At 69.6% G+C, this 17,866-nt stretch carries 15 protein-coding genes and 1 tRNA gene; 10 read left to right on the plus strand and 6 right to left on the minus strand.

Annotated features, from left to right (window positions below):
* The first annotated feature begins 62 nt into the window (after window positions 1–62).
* Window positions 63–869 carry a hypothetical protein gene (locus tag E0E30_RS00620; protein ID WP_130864642.1) on the plus strand — a complete coding sequence of 269 codons (807 nt, stop codon included), beginning with the start codon at window positions 63–65 and terminating at the stop codon, window positions 867–869.
* Complete coding sequence (locus tag E0E30_RS00625) at window positions 866–1,159, plus strand: phage holin (protein ID WP_130864643.1); 294 nt, start codon at window positions 866–868, stop codon at window positions 1,157–1,159. The genes E0E30_RS00620 and E0E30_RS00625 overlap by 4 nt, the downstream gene beginning before the upstream one ends.
* Window position 1,160: 1 nt before the next feature.
* Here the strand turns inward: E0E30_RS00625 and E0E30_RS13845 are convergent, their stop codons facing one another.
* Entirely contained in the window at window positions 1,161–2,006 is an 846-nt protein-coding gene (locus E0E30_RS13845; protein ID WP_411913976.1) for a tyrosine-type recombinase/integrase, read from the minus strand.
* Between the two features lie 260 nt (window positions 2,007–2,266).
* Here E0E30_RS13845 and E0E30_RS00635 point away from each other — a divergent pair, with 260 nt between their 5' ends.
* Window positions 2,267–2,989 carry a glycerophosphodiester phosphodiesterase family protein gene (locus tag E0E30_RS00635; protein ID WP_130864644.1) on the plus strand — a complete coding sequence of 241 codons (723 nt, stop codon included), beginning with the start codon at window positions 2,267–2,269 and terminating at the stop codon, window positions 2,987–2,989.
* A 152-nt stretch (window positions 2,990–3,141) separates the two neighbouring features.
* Here the strand turns inward: E0E30_RS00635 and E0E30_RS00640 are convergent, their stop codons facing one another.
* Window positions 3,142–5,142, minus strand: coding sequence for an alpha/beta hydrolase family protein (locus E0E30_RS00640; RefSeq protein ID WP_130864645.1), 2,001 nt, complete (start codon window positions 5,140–5,142; stop codon window positions 3,142–3,144).
* A gap of 104 nt (window positions 5,143–5,246) precedes the next feature.
* Between E0E30_RS00640 and E0E30_RS00645 the strand changes: the two genes are divergently transcribed.
* The gene (locus tag E0E30_RS00645) at window positions 5,247–5,942 is read left to right on the plus strand and encodes a type 1 glutamine amidotransferase (protein ID WP_167853846.1); all 696 of its coding nucleotides are present in this window, start codon (window positions 5,247–5,249) and stop codon (window positions 5,940–5,942) included.
* Between the two features lie 15 nt (window positions 5,943–5,957).
* Here E0E30_RS00645 and E0E30_RS00650 read toward each other — a convergent pair whose 3' ends face one another.
* Complete coding sequence (locus E0E30_RS00650; protein WP_245306616.1) at window positions 5,958–7,784, minus strand: potassium transporter Kup; 1,827 nt, start codon at window positions 7,782–7,784, stop codon at window positions 5,958–5,960.
* A 289-nt stretch (window positions 7,785–8,073) separates the two neighbouring features.
* Window positions 8,074–9,930 carry an alpha-amylase family glycosyl hydrolase gene (locus tag E0E30_RS00655; protein ID WP_130864646.1) on the minus strand — a complete coding sequence of 619 codons (1,857 nt, stop codon included), beginning with the start codon at window positions 9,928–9,930 and terminating at the stop codon, window positions 8,074–8,076.
* 184 nt (window positions 9,931–10,114) lie between these two features.
* On the opposite strand from E0E30_RS00655, the gene E0E30_RS00660 reads away from it, so the two are divergent.
* On the plus strand, window positions 10,115–10,636 hold the full coding sequence (locus tag E0E30_RS00660) for a YbaK/EbsC family protein (RefSeq protein ID WP_130864647.1): 522 nt from the start codon (window positions 10,115–10,117) through the stop codon (window positions 10,634–10,636).
* 161 nt (window positions 10,637–10,797) lie between these two features.
* A complete protein-coding gene (locus tag E0E30_RS00665; RefSeq protein ID WP_130864648.1) occupies window positions 10,798–13,161 on the plus strand; it encodes a glycogen/starch/alpha-glucan phosphorylase in 2,364 nt (787 codons plus the stop codon).
* A gap of 72 nt (window positions 13,162–13,233) precedes the next feature.
* Here the strand turns inward: E0E30_RS00665 and E0E30_RS00670 are convergent, their stop codons facing one another.
* Both E0E30_RS00670 and upp read right to left on the minus strand, forming a co-directional pair.
* Window positions 13,234–14,022 (minus strand): FAS1-like dehydratase domain-containing protein, encoded by a 789-nt coding sequence (locus E0E30_RS00670; RefSeq protein ID WP_130864649.1) that lies wholly within the window; start codon window positions 14,020–14,022, stop codon window positions 13,234–13,236.
* Window positions 14,019–14,645 carry a uracil phosphoribosyltransferase gene (upp, locus tag E0E30_RS00675; protein WP_130864650.1) on the minus strand — a complete coding sequence of 209 codons (627 nt, stop codon included), beginning with the start codon at window positions 14,643–14,645 and terminating at the stop codon, window positions 14,019–14,021. The genes E0E30_RS00670 and upp overlap by 4 nt, the downstream gene beginning before the upstream one ends.
* A 225-nt stretch (window positions 14,646–14,870) precedes the next feature.
* On the opposite strand from upp, the gene E0E30_RS00680 reads away from it, so the two are divergent.
* The 4 genes from E0E30_RS00680 to E0E30_RS00695 all read left to right on the plus strand — a co-directional run bounded on the left by E0E30_RS00680 (window position 14,871) and on the right by E0E30_RS00695 (window position 17,775).
* Window positions 14,871–15,473: a tRNA adenosine deaminase-associated protein gene (locus tag E0E30_RS00680; RefSeq protein ID WP_245306617.1), complete on the plus strand. Its 603-nt coding sequence runs from the start codon at window positions 14,871–14,873 to the stop codon at window positions 15,471–15,473.
* A gap of 58 nt (window positions 15,474–15,531) precedes the next feature.
* Complete coding sequence (locus E0E30_RS00685) at window positions 15,532–15,981, plus strand: nucleoside deaminase (RefSeq protein WP_210115841.1); 450 nt, start codon at window positions 15,532–15,534, stop codon at window positions 15,979–15,981.
* Between the two features lie 218 nt (window positions 15,982–16,199).
* Complete coding sequence (locus tag E0E30_RS00690) at window positions 16,200–17,441, plus strand: lipopolysaccharide biosynthesis protein (RefSeq protein WP_130866651.1); 1,242 nt, start codon at window positions 16,200–16,202, stop codon at window positions 17,439–17,441.
* Window positions 17,442–17,690: 249 nt separating this feature from the next.
* Window positions 17,691–17,775, plus strand: a tRNA-Ser gene (locus E0E30_RS00695).
* Window positions 17,776–17,866: the final 91 nt, after the last annotated feature.

Consider the following 17,866-nt stretch of genomic DNA (forward strand, 5'->3'; position numbering starts at 1 on the left):
ACACCACCCAGAACTACCTAGACGTATACCCAGGGGCGACACAGTCAACGATCAACACGCTCGTGCTCCACACGACCGAGGGACGCGGATGGACCGACTACGGTTCCGGCTCCATGTGCCCCACCCTCACCCTCAACTGCACCTCCGGACGCCCCCAATGGCGCCAGCATCTCCCGCTTCCACACTCAGCACGCGCCCTCCGCCAGCCCACGAGCGGACCGATCACCAACCGGCTCAACGTCGTCCAGGTAGAGCTAGTCGGCACCGGAGGATGGGCAACCGCAGCCAACCCCCACCGGCCGTACACCATCGACAGCCCCCACACCGACTGGACTGACCCCGACCAGGTCATGGTCGATGCCCTCGCCGACTTCCTCCGATGGCTCCACGATGAGTGGCCCGTCCCCCTCGTCGCTCCGTACCCGTTCGGCGACTGGACCGGCAACTACACGCACCGTATGACAACAGCCGAGTGGCAGGCATTCCATGGCATATGCGGTCACGGGCACGTCCCCGGACAGGACCACACCGACCCAGGCTCCCTTCCCATCGCCCGGATCATCGCCGCCGCCACAGGCACCAAACCAACCACCACCACACCGACGGAGACCACAGTCTCCACCACCACCCAGGAGGACACCATGCACGGCTGTTACTACCGCGACGGCAAGACCGTCATCTACCTCATCTTCGACGCGGCATCCGGTTGGTGGCACGAGTTTGGTCACGGCAAGGGTGGGGGCCCAATGTCCGCGTCCTATGTAAATCCGATTGCCTCCGGATGGGGAACCGGATCATGGCCCGAGATCACCCCATCCCACGCCAGCGTCATCAAGGCCAGCCTCGACCGAGTAAGGACGAACCGATGACCGAGACCCAGCGCAAGGCCATCTACGCCGCGGCGTCCGCGATCCTGACAGCCCTCGGCGCCCTCGGCGTCATCGACGGCGCCCAGACCGACCAGCTCCTGTCCATCGCATCGGGTGCCCTGACGATCGCCATGGCCGTCGTGCCCCTCATCGCACACCACCACACCGTCACCACCCCTCCGGCAGCCATCGTCGACGAGACGACCACCACCGAGCAGGCCAGGCCACAAGCAGCCGACCCAGCACCAGCCATCATCGACGACTACAGACCCCAGCACGCCGACGCATGAGCTAGGCCGCAGCCTCCATCGCCCGCCGTAGCGTGAGATCACTCGTCGCCACATAGCGCTGTGTCGTCGAGACTGACGCATGACCGAGGAGATGCTGGACGGCTATCAGGTCATGCGTGGCGTCATGGGCGCGGCTGGCGAACCGGTGCCGGAGCGTGTGGAGAGTCCACACGCCCGGCATCACCCTGGTAGCCAGACGCCCTACATACTCCGGTGACAGATGTCCGTCGACAGCACCAGGCAGCGCCCACCCGCCACCAGCCATGCACGCCCGCCGCAGATCACGGGCCAGCATGTCCGGCAGCGGCACCACACGGACCCGCTGGCCCTTGCCGCGCACCCGCAACGACCACCCGTACAGGTCAGGCTCGATATCATCCAGCCGTATCCGGGCGATCTCACCACGCCGTAGCCCTACCTCGGCCGCACACCTCAGGATGAGTCGCGTTCTCTCATCAGCCATCCTGACTGCGGTCTGCATCACGTCATCCGGGGCAGGACGCGGTCTCGGCTCGGTCGCGCGCACGCGGGGGAGAGCTGCCGCTGGAGACTCGGCAATGAGTCCGACCTCTACCGCCCACCCCCACCACGACCGCAACGACGCATACACCGACCGTCGCGTCTCACGCTGCCATGACTGGCGACCCACCCACGACACGACGTCATCCGCCGTCACAGACCACGGCTCGCCACCCAGGGCACGAGCAGCCCGACGCACATGGTCAGTCCGCGTCCGGATCGTCGCCTCAGACATCCCACGGGCCCTCATCGCATCCTGCCACCGTGGGACAGCAGATGCCCACGCACTCGGGATCGGCATAGCCCTAGGGTCAGCGTCATCGATCATGCCGCGAGCTTCGTACCAGATGACCGCCGATAGGTAGTCCAACTCTCAACTACCGGTCGAGACCCCCACCGAGACCCCCAAACAGAAGGTTGGGGGTTCGAATCCCTCCGGGCGCGCAAGAGATCACGACCCCGCCTCGGCGGGGTCGTTCCGTGTCCAGACCCCGCCTCGGCGGGGTCGTTCTGTGTTCGGCCCGCGCTCCCACGAGGTCTTCCGTGTTCCCGGACCCGTGCCGGGCGTCATCGTGAGAGCATCGGGTCGTGACCGCAGTGTGGGCCCATCGCGGGGCGAGCAGCAGACTTCCCGAGAACACCGTGCCGGCCTTCCTCGCGGCCATGGTCGTGGGGGCCGAGGGGATCGAGATGGACGTCCAGCTCACCAGCGACGGACATGTCGTCGTCTGTCATGACGAGACCATCGACCGCACGAGCGACGGGACGGGGAGCATCGCCGACCTCACCCTCGAGCAGCTGCGCGCCCGGTCCTTCGCGCGGAGTCGGCCCGGGTGGGGATTCGCGGCGATTCCCGAGCTCGACGACGTCCTGGCCCTCGTGGCCCACGGCCGGGCCACCCTCAACATCGAGCTCAAGAACTCCGTCATCCGGTACGAGGGGCTCGAGGAGCGGGTCGTCGAGGCGGTGCGGCGTCATCGCATGACGAACCGCGTCGTCCTGTCGAGCTTCAACCACCGGAGCCTGCGTCGGCTCGCTGAGCTGGCCCCGGACATTCGGCGCGCCATGCTCTACTCGGACGATCTGGCCGACCCGTGGGACTACGCGATCTCCCTGGGAGTCCAGGCGGTGCACCCCCAGGTCGGTCTGGTGCTGGGTCGCGACGAGATCCCCACCTTCCATGCCGCGGGACTGGGGGTGCGGGTGTGGACCGTCGACGACCCCGATCTGGCCCGGGCGGCCCGTGATGCGGGAGCCGACGCGGTCATCACCAACGATCCGGCCGCGATCCGGGTGGCCCTGGCCAGCTGAGCTCAGCTGCCCGGTGTCAGGAAATCCCCGTGAGCGCAACTTTCCTCCCCTGGAGGGGAACTTCTCCTCGCTCAGGGTGATTTCCTGACACGGTCGGTCGGGCCCGGCCCTCCTGGGCCCGGGCCTCGTGGGCCCCGGCAACCCGGCTCCCCTCACGCGGGCAGCCGACGCCCCCAGAAGTCGAGAATCGCCTCGAACCGCTGCCGCCGATGCCACGGCGACCCCGACCGGCTCAGCTCGTGGTTCTCGCCCGGGAAGACGAGCAGCTCCGCGTCGACCCCGGCCATGGTGAGCCGGGCGTGGTACTCCAGACCTTGTCCCAGCGGGCACCGCAGGTCCTGCTCGGAGTGGATGACGAGGGTCGGGGTGGTCACCTGCTCGGCCAGGCGCATCGGCGACTGCCGGTCCATCTCCTCGCGGGTCGCCCCGTTGTACTGCGGGGCGAAGAACCAGCCGATGTCGGAGGACCCGATGAACGCCGCCGGGTCGAGGTAGCCGCGCTCGACGATGGCCCCGGCCCATCGATGGTCGTGGGCGATGATCCAGGCGGTGAGGTATCCCCCGTAGGACCCACCCATGACGCCGACCCGCGCCCCGTCCAGATCCGGGTCGGCGGCGACGACCCCGTCGAGGAACCCCAGGACGTCGTCGGCGTCGATCTGCCCGAACCGCCCCACGAGGGCCCGCCCGAAGGCTCGCCCGTACCCCGAGGATCCGCGCGGATTGCAGGCGACGACGGCATACCCGGCCTCCACGTAGACCTGGAACTCGTCGAAGAAGGACCCGGTGACATGCGCGTAGGGCCCGCCGTGGATGACGAGGAGCACCGGGTGCGGCCCGGACGCCGCCGGCTTGACCACCCATCCCTCGACCGGCTGGCCGTCGACGTCGACCTCGTGGAGCACCGGCTCGACGACGCGCGTCACCTGGCGCAGATCGGCACCGAAATCACTGAGCACGGTGAGCCGTCCGCCGTGCACGAGGGCGACCTCACCCGGGGAGCTCGGCGAGACCACGGTGACGACGACGCCGTCCGAACCCGGCACCGCGGCCACCGCCTGGACGACGACGTCGGCGTCCAGCAGCACCCGGTCCCCGCCGGCGGTGAACTCGTGCACCCGCGTCGCCCCGCGCCGTTCCTCGACCGTGACGACCCCGTCCCCGCGCCGCGTGAGCGCGGCGTGGAACACGTCGTCGTCGGCCGACAGCGGGACGAAGCGACCCTCCTCGAGCAGCCCGATCCTCGGGTGCGAACCGACGAACTCCAGCCCGCTGGCACCCAGATCGGAGCGCGCGACGAAGATCCGTTGCCCGCGGGCGCCGGGCTCCTCTCCCTGCTGTCCGACGATGCAGGGCTCGCTCCAGTCGTGGATCTGCCCGTCCTCCTCGGGCAGCTCCTCCTGCTCCCCGGTCTCGACATCGAGGCAGACGAGCTCGGCACCCAGGTGGGTGGCCCCGGCCCGTGAGACCGCGGCGACCAGACCCGAGTCGTCGGCGGTGAACACCGGCACCTGCCAGTCGTCCCCGTCCTCGGTGAGACGCCGGATCGGTGCCAGGCCCGGGACGGGCTCGGCGGCGTGGTCACGGACCCAGCGTCCCACTAGGGGGACGGCCGGCTCGTCCTGCGGATCGGGGACCTCGACGAGGTGGATCTGCGACGGTCGGTCGAGGAACCATCCGGCGCCCAGGCCGTTGTGGCGCAGCTGCAGCCCACGCAGCGACCGGGCGTCCTCGCGCTCGGCCGGCACCCCGTCGAGGGTGCCGTAGCGACCGGCCTGCGGCACCCTCGCCACCACCGCGATCGTCCGCGAGTCGTGCGACCAGGAGAACCCGTCGACCCCCAGCGGCAGGTCGGTGAGGACCCACGGTTCCCCGCCGGTCGCCTCGACGAGGGCGAGCTGGGCACTGCCCCCGGGTTGACGCCGCAGGAACGCCACGAGGGTGCCGTCCGGACTCACCTGCGGGGCCAGATCGCAGTACCCGCGGGTCATCCGGCGTGCCCCCGACCCGTCGAGGGCCACGGTCCACAGCTGGCCGACCTGGTCGTCGGCGACGAAGCTGGGGCGGGTGACGCTCACCACCGCCCAGGCGCCGTCCGGATGGACCGATGGGGCGCTGAGGGTGGGCAGCAGGCTGAGGTGTTCGGGTTTCATGGCCTCGACCCTAGTGACCCCCCTCGCCGCCCCGGAATTCCGCCTTCCCGCTGTGTGGATCGCCGTGTCACCTCGCTGTGACATGGCCCCTCTACGATGCCGCCATGACGCTCATCACCGCCGTCCTGCACGAGACGAGTTGCCCCATGGGTCTGCTCGGCCGGGTGTGGCAGGAGGTCGGCGTCCGGGTACGCACCGTCGACGCCTGGGTCGACCCGCTGCCGGCGGACCCCGGCGACGCCCTCGTCGTCATGGGCGGGACGATGGGCGCCTGTGACGACGCCGACGCCCCGTGGTTGGCGCCGACCCGTGAGCTCATCGCGACCTCGGTGCACGCGGGGGTGCCCTTCCTCGGCGTCTGCCTGGGGCACCAGCTGGCGACGGTCGCGCTGGGCGGGTCGATCCGGCGGTCGGACCATCTCACCCTGGGCCTCACGCCGATGTCGCTCACCGACGCCGGCCGGGACGACGCGCTGCTCGCCCCGCTCGGGGCCGCCAGCACCATCCACTACAACAACGACGTCGCGGCCACGCTCCCCGAGGGCGCCGTCCTCCTCGCCGAGGACCCGACGGGTCAGGTCGAGGCGGTCCGGTTCGCCGACCGCGCCTGGGGGGTGCAGTTCCACCCCGAGTGCACCGCGGAGATCTTCGATGCCTGGACCGTTGGGCACGGCGTCGACGGCTGGGACCAGCGTCTGGGCTGGCAGGACGCCGTCCGCCGCGCCGAGCAGGTGCGTGCGGCCGACCCGCTGCCCTGGGCGCGCGGATTCGCCCTGGCCTTCCTCGACCAGCTCGCCTGAGCCGGGTGACCGGCCTCAGATCTCGACGACCTCCCCCATGACGACCGACCGCGTCTTGGGGGTGCGGAAGACCTTGACCCGGTCGGCCTGGTTGCGGCTCAGGGCGATGTAGACCGCCTTGCGCCAGGGCGACATCCGGTTGCGGGAGGCGGGGGAGTCGGGGTCGGCGGGATCACCGCGTTTGACTTCGGCCACCGACATGAAATACACCGCCTGGGCCATGTCGACCTGGAGCTCGGGGATCTTGTCGCAGGCCAGGGCGAGAGCCTTGGGGACGTCCTGGGAGTCGGTGAACCCCACGTGGCACTCGACATAGGCGATGCCGTCGTCGGGGTTGCCCAGGTCGGTCACCTGGACCCGGTCCTTGTGGCGGATGTGCGGGACGTCCTCGTCGACGATGGAGACGATGACGTTGCGCTCATGGAGGACGTGGTTGAAGCGCAGGTTGTTGCGCAGGGCCAGCGGCGTCGTCACCCGGTCGGGGTGCGGGTATATGGCCAGCCCGGGCACCCGGCGCGGATTCTCCCGGGCGACCCAGTCGAGGAAGTCCTCGAGCGGTCCCTCGGCGGCGGCACGCTCCCGGAAGACCATCTCGGTGCCCTTGCGCCAGGTCGTCATGATGGTGATGGCGCCGGCCCCGATGACGAGCGGGATCCAGCCTCCCGAGACGATCTTGAGCAGGTTGGCGGTGAAGATGACGAGCTCCAGTCCGCCGATGACGACGCCGATGAGGACGACCGCCCAGGTCGGCCAGCGCCAGGCGTCGTGGGCCAGGACGAGGAAGAGGGTCGTCGTGAGGAGGAGGGTCCCGGTGACCGCCAGGCCGTAGGCCGTCGCCAGATGGGCCGAGGACTGGAAGATCGCGATGAGGATGAGCACCCCGCTGAAGAGGATCCAGTTGACCTCGGGGATGTAGATCTGGCCGCCCTCCTGCTTCGACGTGTGTCGGATCGACAACCTGGGCATGAGGCCCAGGCGGGAGGCCTGGTGGCTCATCGAGAAGGTGCCCGAGATGACGGCCTGGGAGGCGATGATCGTCGCCAGGGTGGCCACGGCGACCAGTGGGATCGTCGCCCAGGAGGGGGCCATCCGGAAGAACGGGTTGTCGACCCAGTCGGGGTGGATGAGCAGCATCGCCCCCTGCCCCAGGTAGTTGAGGACGAGGGAGGGGCCGACGAGCCCGAACCAGGCGATCCGGATGGGACGGGCCCCGACGTGGCCCATGTCGGCGTAGAGGGCCTCGGCGCCGGTGATGGTGAGGACGACGGCGCCCATGGCCACGAAGGCCATCCACGGCCGGTCGAGGGCGAAGAGCACGGCCCAGTGCGGCGACAGCGCCGCCAGGATGACCGGATGACGGATGATCCACGGCAGGCCGAGGGCCGCCAGGGCCAGGAACCACGCCGTCATGACCGGGCCGAAGGCCTTGCCGATGATCCCGGTGCCGTTGCGTTGGATGGCGAAGAGGACGGTGAGGATGACGACGGAGGCCGGCAGGACGGCCTCGGCCAGGGTCGGGTCGATGACGGCCAGGCCCTCGATGGCGCTCATGACGGAGATGGCCGGGGTGATCATCGAGTCGCCGTAGAAGAGCGAGGCGCCGACGATGCCCAGGGTGAGGGCGACCGCCGTGGTGCGGGCGCGGTTCTCGAGCAGACGCCGTACCAGCGCCATGAGCGCCAGGATGCCGCCCTCGCCGGCGTTGTCGGCCCGCATGACGAGGACGAGGTACTTGATGCAGACGATGAGGACGAGGGTCCACACGATCATCGAGACGATGCCCAGGACGTCGGCATGGGTCGGCGTCACGGCGTGGTGCTCGATGGCGAAGACCGTCTGCATCGAGTACAGCGGGGAGGTGCCGATGTCGCCGAAGACGATGCCCAGGGCGGCCAGGACGAGTCCGGCCACCTTGCCCTTCCCCGGTTCCGGGGTGGGGGCGGGGACGGTGCCCGTGGCCGGGGTGTCGGCCCGGCAGGGTGTCGAGGACCCGTCGGGGGATCCGCCGGCGTCGGGTCGGGGTTCCTCGGGTGTGTCGTGCGCAGCAGCGCAGTCGTCAGTCACTGCATCAGTATGGGCCGCCGGCCTGCCGCGCCCAAGTCGGGTCGGTGACGTGATCGCGGCGCGCCGGTCAGTCCCGGGTGAGGATGATGACCGAGTACGGCGGCAGCACGAGCTGGGCGCTGGCCGGGTGCCCGTCGTAGTCGTCCTCGACGGCGGTGACCGAACCCGGCACCTCGACCCCGTCGAAGAGCTCGGAGTACACCTTGGCGTCACTGTCGAGACGGACGGTCCACGTGCCCGCTGCGGGCATCCCCACCGTGTACTCACCCCAGGTGCGCGCGTCGAGGTTGACCGCCACGACGACGTCGTCCCCCGGGCCGCCGTCGAGCCAGCGGTGGAAGGCGTAGACGTGGTTGTCCGGGTGCAGGTGGAGGGTCTGGACGTGCTGGCCGGTGAGGCCCGCCGAGACGCCGTCGCGGTCGAGGCGCAGCCCGATGAGGTCGCGGTAGAGGGCGTTGATCCCGGTGAACTCGCGGATCTGGTCCCAGTGCAACGGCACCGTGTCGCGGAACCACTCGCCCTCGAGGAACTCCTGGCCCTGGAAGAGCATCGGCACCCCGGGGGCGGTGAGGGCCAGGGCGGCGCCGAGGGTCGAGCGTTTCTGCGCGAAGTAGCCGGTGGGGTCGTCCGGATCGATCTCCTGGGGCACGCGGGCCGAACCGTTGGCCACCTCGTCGTGGGACTCGGTGTAGATGACGCGGCTGAAGGCGTCGCCGTAGCTGAACTCCACGGCGTCGCGCACGGCCGCCATGTCCCGGGCGGCGTCGTCGGGGGTGATGACGGCGGCCCGGACGGGGTGGACGAAGTGGTTGTCCCACTGGGCGTGGAAGGCGGCACCGGCGTCCGAGGTCGACACGACGAGGGCCTCCCCGTGGAGATCCTCGGCGATGGTGACGGCCCGCGGGTGGCGCGACCGCACCTCCGTGTTGATCCACCGGGTGAGGGACCACCCCTCCGGGATGTTCATGACGGTGGCGTCGACCGAGCGCATGTACGGGGTCATGTCGTAGCGCAGACCGTCGGCGTGGAACTCCTCGAGCCACATGAGGGCGTTGTCGCGGATGAACTCGCGCACCTCACCGCGCCCGTAGTCGGGGCGGGTGTCGCCCCACGGCGTCGAGGAGCGCCAGTCGTTGTAGAAGTAGATGCCGCCCTTGTCGTTCTCGGCCCACCCGTCGAACTGCCACAGGTCGAGGTCGGAGGGACCGAAGTGGTTGTAGACGACGTCGATGACGACGGCCAGGCCCCGGGCGTGGGCGGCGCGGATGACCTCGCGCAGCGCGTCGGGGCCGCCGTAGGCGCTCTCGACCGCGAAGAGGTGGCTGGGGTTGTAACCCCAGGAGTAGTCGCCGGCGAACTCCATGAGCGGCATGAGCTCGATGACGTTGACCCCGAGGGAGGCCAGGTAGCCCAGCCGCTCCTCGAGGTTCTCCAGGGTGGCCGGGTGGCCGTCGTCGGGGCTGGGGTCGAAGAAGGTCCCGACGTGGGCCTCGTAGATGACCATCCGATTGAGGTCGGGGGCGGTGAACGAGTCACCGCGCCAGTCGAAGGCCGACGGGTCGGTGATGACGCCGTTGCCGACCGAGCTCGTCACGTCGCGGGCGTAGGGGTCGATCCGGCTCAGCGTGAGGTCGCCGTTGGTGAGGACGAAGCGGTACTCGTCGCCGACCCGGGCGCCCCGGCTCCCGTCCCCGTGGCTCCCGTCCTGTCGGACCTCGCCGTACCAGTAGCCGTTGCCCTCCGACTCCAGGGGGTGTGACGGCGTCGGGCGTGGGTCGGCCTCGTCGGGCAGGGCCGACCAGTCGTCGAAGGTGCCGGTCACGGCGACCGAGTCGGCGTGTGGGGCCCACACCCGGAAGGCGACGCCGTCGGGCAGGACGATGGCTCCCATGCCGGTGGCGTGGGAGGTGGTGGTCGAGGACATGGCGCTCCTGGGGACTGGGTGAGTGGGGACTGGGTGAATGGGGGCCGGGTGAGTGGGGTTGGGGCGGGGCCGGATGCTGCCCCGGTGCGATCGTCATCCTAGGAGGATTCGGTGTCGCTCGACCGGCAGACGCGACGACATGATGATATGGGACGCCGTCTCGCAGGCTGGTTAGGCTGGGATCATGTTCGACATCTGGGAGCACCTGCCCGCCATCGACCATACCGAGCTGCTGGGGGAGCCGGTGCGTCGGCTCATCGGCCTGCTGCCCGACGCGGAGGTCTTCGTCATCGACCCGGCGCTGTCGGACACCGAGGCCCTGTGCGCCGCCGCGGGGGAGGGACCGCAGACCTGCGGCAACTGCGTCATCGTCCGCGGACGACGAGGAGACATCGAGCGGACCGTGGCCTGCCTGGCCCTGGCGACGACCAGGGTCGACGTCAACAGGCTCGTCCGCAGGAGGCTCGACGTGCGCAAGGCCTCCTTCGCCCCCATGGACGACGCCGTCGCCGAGTCCGGCATGGAGTACGGGGCCATCACCCCGGTCGGTCTGCCCGAGGACTGGCCCATCTGGATCGACCCGCGGGTCGCCGCCGCCGACCGGGTGTGCATCGGGGCCGGGACGCGCTCGGCCAAGCTCCTCGTCACCGGGGCCGACCTGCTGGCCCTGCCGAACACCGAGGTCGTCGACGGGCTCGCCAGCTGAGCCGTCCGCCCTGTGCGGGTGGGCAGGCCGGCCCGCGACGGACTATCGTGACCGTGACCATCAGGGTTTCCCTGCGCGACGACGCGCCACCGGTGGCGGCGTCGCGCCGCCGGTGGCGTCCAGCGGGCACGGCCCCTGCTGACCCATCAGGAAGGGAACACATGTCCAACGACTTCGGGTGCGACGTCGCGGCTCAGGTGCGGGCGGAGTCCGGGCGACCGGTCGACTCGTCCACGACCATGGAGGTGTGGCAGGGCCTGTCCCGCGCGGTCGTCAGCCGCGTCGCCACCGACTGGAACAGGACCACCCGCCAGTACCGGGCCGGGCGGATGGAGCACTACTTCTCGGCCGAGTTCCTCATGGGCCGGGCGCTCCTCAACAACCTGTCCAACCTCGGCATGGTCGAGCAGGCCCGTTCGGCGCTGGCCGCGCACGGGATCAACCTGTCCGACGTCCTCGACCAGGAGCCCGACGCCGCCCTGGGCAACGGTGGCCTGGGCCGACTGGCGGCCTGTTTCCTCGATTCCTGCGCCACCCTCGACCTGCCGGTCGACGGCTACGGCATCCTCTACCGCTACGGCCTGTTCCGCCAGAGCTTCTCCGACGGCTTCCAGGTCGAGGAGCCCGACTCCTGGATGGAGGACGAGTACCCCTTCATCATCCGCCGTGAGGAGGCCAAGCGGGTCGTCCACTACGCCGACCTCGACGTCTACGCCGTCCCCTACGACATGCCGATCACCGGCTACGGGACGAAGAACGTCAACACCCTGCGGCTGTGGAAGGCCGAGCCGATCCGCGAGTTCGACTACGACGCCTTCAACTCGCAGCGGTTCACCGACGCCATCGTCGACCGTGAGCGCACCATGGACATCTCCCGGGTGCTGTACCCCAACGACACCACGTACGAGGGCAAGGTGCTGCGGGTGCGCCAGCAGTACTTCTTCTGCTCGGCGTCGCTGCAGGAGATGGTCGACAACTACGTCGAGCACCACGGCGCCAACCTCAACGGGTTCGCCGACTTCAACTCGATCCAGCTCAACGACACCCACCCGGTGCTGGCCATCCCCGAGCTCATGCGTCTGCTCATGGACGAGCACGGACTCGGGTGGGACGCCGCCTGGGCCGTCGTCCGCCGGACCTTCGCCTACACCAACCACACGGTGCTGGCCGAGGCCCTCGAGACCTGGGAGGTCTCGATCTTCGAGCGCCTCTTCCCGCGGATCGTCGAGATCGTCCGCGAGATCGACCGGCGCTTCCGTGCCGAGATGGCCGAGCGCGGCCTGTCCGGCGACCTCGTCGAGTACATGGCCCCGGTCAGCGGCGGCCGGGTGCGGATGGCGTGGATCGCCTGCTACGCCTCGTACTCGATCAACGGCGTCGCGGCCCTGCACACCGAGATCATCAAGCGCGAGACCCTCAAGCCGTGGCACGACCTGTGGCCCGAGCGGTTCAACAACAAGACCAACGGTGTCACCCCACGCCGCTGGCTCAAGCAGTGCAACCCGCGCCTGGCGACCCTCCTCGACGACGTCACCGGATCGGACGCCTGGGTGCGCGACCTCACCGTCCTCGGCCGGTTCACCGACGACGTCCCCGAGACCGTCTACGACCGGCTCACCGAGATCAAGCGGGCCAACAAGGTCGACTTCGCCACCTGGGTGGCCCGACGCGAGGGTGTCGAGATCGACCCCGAGGCCATCTTCGACGTCCAGATCAAGAGGCTCCACGAGTACAAGCGTCAGCTGCTCAACGCCTTCTACATCCTCGACCTGTACTTCCGGCTCAAGGCCGACCCCGAGCTCGAGGTGCCCTCGCGGGTCTTCATCTTCGGGGCCAAGGCCGCTCCCGGGTACATCCGGGCCAAGGCGGTCATCAAGCTCATCAACTCCATCGCCGAGCTCGTCAACGACGACCCGGCCATCAATGGGCGCCTCAAGGTCGTCTTCGTCCACAACTACAACGTCTCCCCGGCCGAGCACATCATCCCGGCCGCCGACGTGTCCGAGCAGATCTCGATGGCCGGCAAGGAGGCGTCGGGCACCTCGAACATGAAGTTCATGATGAACGGCGCCCTCACCCTGGGCACCCTCGACGGGGCCAATGTCGAGATCCTCGACGCCGTCGGTGACGACAACGCCTACATCTTCGGGGCCACCGAGGAGCAGCTCCCGGGCCTGCGCGAGTCCTACGACCCGGTGTGGCACTACGAGAACGTCCCGGGGCTCAAGCGGGTCCTCGACGCCCTCGTCGACGGCACCCTCGACGACAACGGTTCGGGCTGGTTCGCCGACCTGCGCCGCAGCCTCATGGAGGGCGGCAACCAGGCCGACACGTACTACGTCCTGGGCGACTTCGAGTCCTACCGGACGACGAAGGACGCCATGGCGCAGGACTACCTCGACCAGCGGTCCTGGGCGCGCAAGGCGTGGGTCAACATCACCCGATCGGGTCGGTTCTCCTCGGACCGCACCATCAGCGACTACGCCGAGAACGTCTGGAAGGTCTCGGCCAGCCCGGTGAAGTGATCCGGCTCCTCACGCGGGCGGCTCCGGTCGCTCGTGTGAGGGCGCCCCGACCGGCGCGCGGCGTCGGGTCGCTCAGTCGAGGGTCGACGTCGCGGTGACGACCCCATCAGGTCTGCGGACCTGGTGGGGTTCGATCGTCATGACGGCCGGTGCGGTCGCCGGGGCGGCGAACCGGTAGCTGAACGTCGTCCCGGTCGGGTCGACGCCGGCGAAGGTCTCCTCGGCCATCCACAGGGCCTGCAGGGGGCCGTGGATGACGAGCCCGTCGTGCCCGGAACGGGCGCAGAAGTCCTTGTCCCAGTGGATCCGATAGGGGTTGGCGGTGAGCGCCGAGAAGGTGACGAGGGCCGGTTCGGTGACGCGGACCCTCCGGGCGCCGGTGGCGAGGGCGTCGAAGGCCGGCTCGACGAGGCGGGCGTCGGCGTCGGTGGTGCCCGAGGCAGGCTTCGCCGGCATGAAGACGTAGTCGGCCTCGTCGACCACGGCCGTGCGCCCGTCCTGACGCCACGTTGAGGTCATCGTGACGAACCGCAGCGGGCCGCGGCGTCCCTGCTTGTCGACGCTGCTCGTGAGCTCGGTGGTGCGCGTCGTCTCCCGCCCCAGCCGCAACGGTGCGAGGGTGTGGACGCGACCGCCGGCGAACATCCTCGTCACACCGGGTCCGGGGGTGGTGGGGGCGCCGACGAGGTACCCGTCGTCGTCCAGGTCCTCGGGGTGCACCGGGTCGAGGAGCAGGCACCAGTGCCAGCACGGCGGGACGAGCCCCTCCGGGTGGCCTGCCTCCTGCCGCCCCGTCGCGGGCGCCCCACGGCCGAGGAAGGCCGCCAGGGGCGCCAGGTCCTCGGCGCGAAGGACCGTCACTCGGCCAGTCCGTAGAGGCGGTCCCCGGCGTCACCCAGACCCGGGACGATGTAGCCCTTCTCGTTGAGCCTCTCGTCGACGCAGGCCACGACGAGGGTGCAGCGGATGCCGAGGTCGGCCACGAGCTCGCGGAACCTTTCGATGCCCTCGGGAGCCGCCAGGATGCACAGGCACACGACGTGGTTGGCGCCGCGGTTGGCCAGGAACTGCACCGCACCGCCGAGGGACCCACCGGTGGCGAGCATGGGGTCGAGGACGAAGCACTGGCGGCCCGACAGATCGCCGGGAAGCCGCTCGGCGTAGGTCATCGGCTGGAGGGTCTGCTCGTCGCGGGCCATGCCGACGAAGCCGACCTCGGCGGTCGGGATGAGCCGCATCATGCCCTCGAGCATGCCCAGCCCGGCGCGCAGGATCGGCACGACGAGAGGCTTGGGGCGGCTCAGCGCGACCCCGCCGGTGGTCGTGATGGGGGTGACGACGGTGCACGGGTCCACCTGGACCTCGCGGGTGGCCTCGTAGGCCAGCAGGGTGACGAGCTCCTCGACGAGCTGACGGAACACCGGGCTGGGGGTGTCGACCGACCTCAGCAGGGTGAGCTTGTGGGAGACGAGGGGATGGTCCATGACGCGCAATTCCACGGGCCCAGCTTCCCACATCGGGGCGACCGGGCGCCCGGCAGGTGCCGGTCGGGAGCAATTCGGCCCCGGGACTGTGAACGCCGCGGAATGTCTGACACGATGGGACACGTCCGTGAGTTCGAGGAGGTCGTTGTGCGTCCGTACAGTGATGACGAAGTCGATCCGACCGATGGCCGCGCCCTGTCCCCGGACGAGGACCGGCGTGTCGAGATGGACGAGGAACTCGATCCCGGCGACGACCGGGATCTCGAGGACGACGATCTCGACGACCTCGACGATGACGACGACTTCGATGATGACGACGAGGACTACGACGACCTCGACGAGTTGGAGGACGCCTCCGACGACGAGATCGACTGCGTCGTCGCCCTCTACGCCGACGACGGTGAGCGCACCGCGGTGCCCATGGACTCCGAGCTGGCCAACGACCTCGACGAGCTCATGACCCAGCTGCGGCGTCTGCCCGGGGACGCCGGGGCGGTCGCGCTGGTCTCGATCGACCACCAGTTCTTCGTCATCGTGCGGGTGCGCGGACGCAACGTCCAGGTGTTCCTCTCGGACGGCGTCCAGGCCAACGACTGGCCCATCGCCCGCGACGTCGCCGACTACCTCGGCGAGGACATCCCCGATCCCGATGACGATCCCGAGCCGATGGGCGACTTCGACCTGCTGGCCGACGTCGGGCTGGGGGAGTTCGACCTCGAGGCGATCACCGAGCTCGACGAGGACTCCGACGAGCAGCTGGCCACGGTGGCCCGTCGCATCAACTTCGGGACGCAGTTCGAGCGGGCGGCCCACACCTCGGTGCGCTGACCGCGCGGTGGGGCAGGTGAGCCCGGCGGGCGGGCCGATGGACGGCTGGCTCGCCGCCATGGACGAGGCCCTGTCGTGGGCCGAGGACGCCGGACGCCGCGGCGACGTCCCGGTCGGGGCGGTGCTCCTGGGGCCGGACGGGTCGGTCCTGGGGGCCGGAGCCAACGAACGTGAACTCACCGGCGACCCCACCGCCCACGCCGAGGTCCTGGCGATCCGGCGGGCCGCGGCCCGGCTGGCGGCCGCAGGAGGGTCGAGCGGTTGGCGCCTGGAGGACTGCACCCTCGTCGTCACCCTCGAGCCCTGCACGATGTGTGCCGGGGCGATCGTCGCCGCGCGGGTCGGACGGCTCGTGTTCGGCGCCTTCGACCCCAAGGCAGGGGCGGTGAGCTCCCTGTGGGACGTCGTGCGCGACCCCCGGCTCAACCACCGGGTGCACGTCGTCCCGGGGGTACGGGCCGACGCGTGCGCCGAGCTGCTGCGCCGGTTCTTCGACGCCCGGAGGTGAGTTCGGCGCGGGAGGCGCCGGCTCGGTGCGGCGGTCGTCCCGGGGCGGGACGGTACCGTGGTCGGGTGAGTTCATCGTCATCGTCGGGGGAGTCGGCCCCGTCCGAGCCGGCCACGAGGACCAGGGCCCCGGGGCTTCTCGGGTTCCTGGCTCGCCACGACTTCCTCGCGTCGGTCCTCAAGGTCATCTCGGGCACTGGCGTCGCTCAGCTCGTCGCGATGGTGGCCATCCTTGTCGTCACCCACAAGGTGGACCCGGCGCAGTGGGGCATCTACTCCGCCGTGTACGCCGCAGCAGGATTCGTCATCCCCGTGGCGGCGCTGCGCTACGACATGGCCATCGTTCTGCCACGCGACGATGCCGAGGCCCGTGCCATCTTCGGCCTGGCGACCAAGATCAATGCCATCATCTCGGTGCTGGCCACCCTCGTCATGATCCCTCTGGGTGGCGTGCTCGCCAGTCTGCTCGATGCCCCCGCCGGAACCCGGTGGTGGATGCTGGCCGTCGGCGCCTTCATCTTCACCTACTGCGAGTACAACATCGTCAACTACTGGGCGAACCGACGCAAGCAGTTCGGCGTCATCGGGACGAACGCCGTGTGGAACCAGGCTGTGACGGCTGCCGGACGACTCATCGGGGCTTTCACGGGGCTGGGCGCGGGCGGACAGATCGTCGCCGCGGTGGTGGGTGAGGCGGCCGGCCTCAACAACTTCCGCAGTCGGCTGGGGAAGGATCTGGTCGGTGTGAGGCCCGCCCCCATTCCGGCCCGTGAACTCATGCGCAGGTATCGCAAGATGCCCCTGCTCACGGCCCCGAATGCCATCGTCGATGCGATCCGACTCCAGGGCATCACCTGGTCGATGGGCATCTACTACTCGAAGACCGTCATGGGACTGTTCACCATGGCGTGGTCGCTCATGCAGGTGCCGGCGAGCGTCATCAATCAGGCGATGTCGCAGGTGTTCTTCCAGAAGCTGTCGGTCACTGATGGCGGCCACATGTTCCGGACGGTTCGTCAGTCGATCGTGCGGTCGGCTGTGGCCGGGATAATCCCCTTCGCCCTGCTGTACTTCCTCGTCCCGCCGATCCTCCCGCTCCTCATGGGGGCCTCCTATCGGCCCGTGGCCTCGATCTCGGTGGCGCTGGTCCCGTGGCTGTACCTCAACTTCATCACCTCCCCCGTGAGCAACCTCTTCATCGTCACGAGGAACAACGGGATCGCCCTCATCTTCGCGATCGTCTACGCGGCGGTGCCGCTGACCTATCTGGCGACCCGGCACGGCGAGATCGTCAGCACGGTGTCGGGGATGGCGTGGTGCCAGACCGTGCTGCTGGTGCTCTACCTCGGGCTCGCCCTGCTCGTCGCGTGGAGCTTTGACCGCAGGGCCGGAGCGGGAGCGGCGGATGCCCCGGCAGGGGAGGGGGGTTCGGCCGACGAGGGCGGCCCGGGCGAAGCCTGATCGCGTGGGGCTGCGGTGGTGTCAGGTCGACTCCACGTCGGGAGAACCCCCTGAGGTGAGGATTGTTCCCCTGGAGGGGAAGATTTCCGAGCTGGGGGTGATTTCCCGACATCGGTGTGCCGGCACCCTCGCGCCTGAGCCGCCATGCGGTCCCGGCGAGCCCTCATGTCGCGGTCAGTGACCCTGCCAGCGGTCCAAGAACCCCTCGGTTTGCCAACAGGGGGTGACCATCGCGTAAACTCACCTCTCGGTGACGTGTCTGAGCGGCCGAAAGTGCCCGCCTCGAAAGCGGGTGTAGCGAGAGCTACCGAGGGTTCAAATCCCTCCGTCACCGCCGAGTGCTGGGCCCGTGATCCCGATGGGGGATCACGGGCCCAGCCGCGTCGTGCCGCCGACCGCGTGGTGGATTCCTCCCGCATCGTCCC

Origin of the sequence: Acidipropionibacterium timonense, assembly GCF_900605005.1 — a bacterium.
In the GTDB taxonomy this organism is placed as follows: Bacteria; Actinomycetota; Actinomycetes; order Propionibacteriales; family Propionibacteriaceae; genus Cutibacterium; species Cutibacterium timonense.

Bases quoted from the DNA above. Each gene is read 5' to 3' on its own strand.
- E0E30_RS00625 (WP_130864643.1), top strand. From the start codon at position 866: ATGACCGAGACCCAGCGCAAGGCCATCTACGCCGCGGCGTCCGCGATC.
- E0E30_RS13845 (WP_411913976.1), bottom strand. From the start codon at position 2,006: ATGATCGATGACGCTGACCCTAGGGCTATGCCGATCCCGAGTGCGTGG.
- E0E30_RS00640 (WP_130864645.1), bottom strand. From the start codon at position 5,142: ATGAAACCCGAACACCTCAGCCTGCTGCCCACCCTCAGCGCCCCATCG.
- E0E30_RS00645 (WP_167853846.1), top strand. From the start codon at position 5,247: ATGACGCTCATCACCGCCGTCCTGCACGAGACGAGTTGCCCCATGGGT.
- E0E30_RS00650 (WP_245306616.1), bottom strand. From the start codon at position 7,784: ATGCAGACGGTCTTCGCCATCGAGCACCACGCCGTGACGCCGACCCAT.
- E0E30_RS00655 (WP_130864646.1), bottom strand. From the start codon at position 9,930: ATGTCCTCGACCACCACCTCCCACGCCACCGGCATGGGAGCCATCGTC.
- E0E30_RS00660 (WP_130864647.1), top strand. From the start codon at position 10,115: ATGTTCGACATCTGGGAGCACCTGCCCGCCATCGACCATACCGAGCTG.
- E0E30_RS00665 (WP_130864648.1), top strand. From the start codon at position 10,798: ATGTCCAACGACTTCGGGTGCGACGTCGCGGCTCAGGTGCGGGCGGAG.
- upp (WP_130864650.1), bottom strand. From the start codon at position 14,645: ATGGACCATCCCCTCGTCTCCCACAAGCTCACCCTGCTGAGGTCGGTC.
- E0E30_RS00680 (WP_245306617.1), top strand. From the start codon at position 14,871: ATGGACGAGGAACTCGATCCCGGCGACGACCGGGATCTCGAGGACGAC.
- E0E30_RS00685 (WP_210115841.1), top strand. From the start codon at position 15,532: ATGGACGAGGCCCTGTCGTGGGCCGAGGACGCCGGACGCCGCGGCGAC.
- E0E30_RS00690 (WP_130866651.1), top strand. From the start codon at position 16,200: ATGGTGGCCATCCTTGTCGTCACCCACAAGGTGGACCCGGCGCAGTGG.